Annotated in this window: 7 protein-coding genes and 1 pseudogene; 1 reads left to right on the top strand and 7 read right to left on the bottom strand. The window is 61.2% G+C overall.

Features of this window, described 5'->3' with window-relative positions; genetic code table 11:
• From P792_RS38940 to P792_RS31500, 7 genes and pseudogenes are all read right to left on the bottom strand, one after another.
• A pseudogene (locus P792_RS38940) lies at positions 1–501 on the bottom strand (riboflavin biosynthesis protein RibF); the annotation flags it as partial.
• Positions 498–1,190, bottom strand: a complete 693-nt coding sequence (gene mtnC, locus P792_RS31520; RefSeq protein WP_023979344.1) for an acireductone synthase — start codon at positions 1,188–1,190, stop codon at positions 498–500. The gene mtnC and the pseudogene P792_RS38940, both read right to left, overlap by 4 nt.
• Positions 1,187–1,744, bottom strand: a complete 558-nt coding sequence (locus tag P792_RS31515) for an acireductone dioxygenase (RefSeq protein WP_023979343.1) — start codon at positions 1,742–1,744, stop codon at positions 1,187–1,189. Before P792_RS31515 ends, mtnC begins: the two co-directional genes overlap by 4 nt.
• Positions 1,741–2,358: a methylthioribulose 1-phosphate dehydratase gene (locus P792_RS31510; protein ID WP_023979342.1), complete on the bottom strand. Its 618-nt coding sequence runs from the start codon at positions 2,356–2,358 to the stop codon at positions 1,741–1,743. The genes P792_RS31515 and P792_RS31510 overlap by 4 nt, the downstream gene beginning before the upstream one ends.
• Positions 2,359–2,365: 7 nt before the next feature.
• Entirely contained in the window at positions 2,366–2,668 is a 303-nt protein-coding gene (locus P792_RS36660; protein WP_023979341.1) for a twin-arginine translocase TatA/TatE family subunit, read from the bottom strand.
• A gap of 51 nt (positions 2,669–2,719) precedes the next feature.
• Complete coding sequence (locus P792_RS31505; RefSeq protein WP_023979340.1) at positions 2,720–3,247, bottom strand: CHAP domain-containing protein; 528 nt, start codon at positions 3,245–3,247, stop codon at positions 2,720–2,722.
• A 26-nt stretch (positions 3,248–3,273) separates the two neighbouring features.
• The gene (locus P792_RS31500; RefSeq protein WP_023979339.1) at positions 3,274–3,906 is read right to left on the bottom strand and encodes a regulatory protein RecX; all 633 of its coding nucleotides are present in this window, start codon (positions 3,904–3,906) and stop codon (positions 3,274–3,276) included.
• A gap of 60 nt (positions 3,907–3,966) precedes the next feature.
• Between P792_RS31500 and P792_RS38935 the strand changes: the two genes are divergently transcribed.
• The coding region (locus tag P792_RS38935; RefSeq protein WP_035440179.1) for a serine hydrolase at positions 3,967–4,195 on the top strand (229 nt) is incomplete at its 3' end.

The following is a 4,195-nucleotide window of genomic DNA, read 5'->3' as shown; positions in this document are numbered from 1 at the left end:
CCGGATTCGTGAGGACGAAAAAGGACCGCTGATATCGGTCAGGGGCGGCACCACAGTCAGCCCGATACCGAGCGTTTCGAGCTTGCGCGCGAGGTAGTCGATATTGCCCGCTCTGCGATGGCCGAAAGCGAAGTCAGGCCCGCACGCCACATGTTGCACGCCCAGCGCGTTGTGAAGCACATCCTCGACGAACTGGTCCGGGCTCAGATGACTGAAATCGGCATCGAACGGTAGCTGGAAGATGGAGCGTACGCCCTGCTCATGCAGAAAGAAGGCTCTTGTCTCGGGCAGCATGAGACGCAGGGGTGGGTCCTGAGGACGAAAATACTCGCGCGGATGCGGCTCGAAGGTGACTGCCCCAAGCGCCAGATCGGGCCGCGCACCATGGAGGGATCTGAGAAGATGGACATGCCCGAGATGCACACCATCGAAATTACCGAGAGCTACGGCGGCACCACGGGCTTTTGCGGGTATCGCCGTCCAGTTCTCGTACAGGGTCATGAAACCGGCAGCTCGAACTGTCGGCTGACACCTGCCAGGTCGATAGCCTGACGAACACCTGCATGAGGCTGGGTGCCATCCTCGGCACGAACAAGCTGGCAGACCTTGAGCCCGGCCTCAAGAGCGGCGTCGAGCTCGGCCCCTATATCGGAAAGGAACAGGATCTCTTCGGGGGCAACACCTGCACGGGCAGCAATCTCGCGATAGCTCTCGGCAATCTTCTTGCCGCCGATATCGAGGTCGTAAAATGCTTCGAACAGATCTGTCAGATCACCCGCATCGGAATAGCCATAAAGCAGGCGCTGCGCGCTGGCGGAGCCCGAAGAGTACACCGCAAGGCGCAACCCTGACTTGTGCCACGCCTTCAGGGCAGAGGGTACGTCTGGGTAGAGACGGGCCTTGAGCTCCCCGCTTTCGAAACCCGTTTTCCAGGCAAGGCCTTGCAGGGACTTCAGAGGGGCTACCTTCTCGTCGCGTACCGTCCAGTCATGGAGCTGAGCTACAGGATCGCATCCGGGATTGGCCGCCTCGATATCGGCCAGCGCGACCTTGACCAGCGGATCGTTGGCCTTTTCGCGCAGCAGATCGGGCATGACCTTGTCCGAATACGGAAACAGCACATCCTTGACGAAGGAAATCGGCAGGGTAGTTCCCTCGATATCGAGCAGAACCAGACGAATAGCGCTCATGCGGCAATATCCGGGATCGTGACGGGAAAACGACGGGCAATCTCGTCACCGGTGTAATCGGCAACCCAGCCTGTCGTGTCTGTGAAGACGCGCAGCGCGACGACGTCGGGCGACAGACCGGCATCGAACCAGTGAGGCGTTCCCGCCGGAACGGAAATCAGATCACCCTGAACACAGAGCACGGAATAGACCTTGTCGCCCACATGGAGCACGAAGGCCCCTTGCCCATGCACGAAGAAACGAACCTCATCTTCGCTATGGGTATGCTCAGACAGGTATTTTTCGCGCATGGCGGCAATCTGGGGGGTGTGGCGATCAAACCGCACCACGTCGGCACTGCCTGCGCCGGTCTCACCCATCAGTCCGTCGAGATAGGGGCGATACGCCTCCAGAATTTCCTCAGGCGCCGCGTCCTTCGCCGGCGTCACGGGTGACTGCCAGCGCTCGAAACGCACATTGAGGGGGCGCAGCGTCTCTGCGATTTCACGTCCATCCTGCGTATCGAGCAGAATGGTCTCAGGCGCGTCATCGCGATAGATCGTCAGTCGGCTCATGCTTTCCGCCTTTCGAGTTCGCAGGCCAGCAGGAATTCCAGCCCTTCGAGACGGGCCAGCGCCATCGCCATGTCCCGCCCCCAGACATAAACACCATGCCCCCGGATGATATAGCCCGCAGGCATTTTCCCGAGCGAGGGCGCGACCACACCTGCCAGCCTTGCGATATCCTGGTCGTTGTCGAAAACAGGCACGTCAATGGACGTCGCGTGGGTCGATTGACCCTCGAAAACCTTCAGCAGTTCGTAACCTGCCAAAGTGAGGGACGCCCCCGGCATCGCCATGGAAAGCACGGTTGCTGCAACAGAATGACCATGCAGTACTGCCCCGACCAAAGGATCGAAAGCGTAAAGCTGTGTGTGCAGCAATGTCTCGGCACTGGCCTTTTGCGTCGCATCAAGCGGGTGCCCCTGCGGGTCAATCTCGATCACATCCTGCTCGGTCAGGAAGCCCTTGTGACCTCCGGAGCGTGTAATCGCGATGCGCCCGTCAGACAGGCGTCGACTCAGATTGCCCGCCGTGGCAGGAACCCAGCCGCGCTGGTCCATTCGCTGTCCGGCCCGGATCACATCCTGCACAGCACCCGACCAGAGCCGGTCAGAAACCTCGGTCATGAACAGCTCAGTGATTGGTGTTGTTCACACTGCCGCCGGAAACCGGAGGCGTGTACTGGGGTGCCTGAAAATTCCCATGAGGAACGCCCTGCGGCGCGCCCTGGGCGTTGCCATGCGGCGGGGGGGCAATCTGCCCGTTGGGCTGGGCCGGATGGGTGTCCATGGATTCGTCTTCGGCCATGTTCTTCTTGAAGGATTTGATGCCCTTCGCAAAGTCGCCCATCAGCCCGCTGATCTTGCTGCCACCACCGAACAGGATGAGCACAACGGCAAGCACTATCAGCCAGTGCAGGGGACTCATGCTACCCATAATCTCTCTCCTTGTGTGACGGGACCATCCAGCCGTCTTTTTTCTCGCTTCTCACATGGCGTGATCACGCGCCACTTGCAAGCGCGCAATATCGTCCAGATCACGCGGTACGATAAAGCCGTAAGTGGGATAGGCACGCGCACCGAGGCTCCTGATGGGGGCCCAGTAAACGCGCACAAGAGACCAGTCATTCCCGGGAGAGACATCAATGACCGGCACGGATCGATCAATCCGGCCCGGCTCCCAATTGGCATGTTCCACGAGGATCTTGCGCGACGAGACCGTACTGCGCACCACAGAAACATGACCTGATGGCAGGCGTCCGGTCGAGCGAAACACAAGGATCTCGCCCTGCGCCGGCGTCTGCGTTCGCCGGTATTTGCCTGAGGCACCACGCCACCATGATGATGCAGCCCCATAAAGTGCCACGCCTGTCTTGGCTCGTGCATAAGGTGCGCACTGGAGCGGGCCATTGAAACTGGCACGGCTATATTCCCGCGGGCCACCCCCACAGGCAGCGAGCCCCAGACACAGGCCCAGCCCCAACCCACGCCCGAGAAACGGGCTTAATTTGCGCAAGGTCCTTCTTTCCAACCCAGTGTCTCTCATGACGATTTGAGCGCCATGACGCGATCCTCCGCTTCTGTCAGATCCAGAGCCAGCGCCTGTTCGGCCACGTCTCGGCCAAATCCGGCGCGGGCAAAAATCGCCAGGGCCCGCTGATGAGCCTCCCCTGCGTCACTGCGGGCCATCTCGCCCTCATCCCGGCTGAAGGGGCCAAGCCGACGCTTGCGTGCCAGAACAAGGGCTGCCGCCAGCTCACGCTCCTTTGCCTCGTCGTCATGCCGATGGCCGAGAGCCTCTTCCATCGCCTCGCCCAACGTCTCGGCCCCGATCCCTTTCTGGGTGAGGCTGGCCGCCACGGCACGACGAGACCGCCCGGACCGGGTCAGGCTGAGCGAGCGGGAACGCGCGAAGGCGGCATCATCCAGTGCGCCGATACGACGCATATCGCTCACGATTGCGGCAATAACGGCGCGGCTTTTCTCGCGCTCTGAGTCGATCTGGTCTGTCTCGCCTCCCTGGGTGGCGAATTTACGCGCCCAGCGCATCACGGCGCGGTCGAGCACCTGCGCAAGCCCCTGTTCGGTCGCGGCAAAGCGCGCCAGATGACGCAGGGCCGCCTCACGCAGTGTTTCCGCTGTCGGCGGGGGAGTCTGATCCGGAATCGCTGACATGGAAGGAGTGTGCCATAATTTCATGGCAGCAACATGGTAAAAACCCGCCGGAGATTCCCCATGCCTCACGCTCTGCTCGATCGTGTTCTCGCGACCCTGCCCGCTGCCTATCCGGGGCCCGGCGGGGCAGCCGCGGTGATCCAAAAGGGCGAGATCATTGCGCGACATAGCTGGGGCTTTGCCAACGCCGAAACCCGTACGCCATTCACGCCGCAGACACTGTTTCGCATGTGCTCGATCACGAAGCAGTTCACCTGCGCCCTGCTCGACGCCGTAACGGACAAGGCCC

It is taken from the genome of Asaia sp. SF2.1, assembly GCF_000505765.1.
In the GTDB taxonomy this organism is placed as follows: domain Bacteria; phylum Pseudomonadota; class Alphaproteobacteria; order Acetobacterales; family Acetobacteraceae; genus Asaia; species Asaia bogorensis.
Note: the sequence above shows the minus strand (reverse complement) of the source record. Positions and strands in the feature narration are given on the sequence as shown.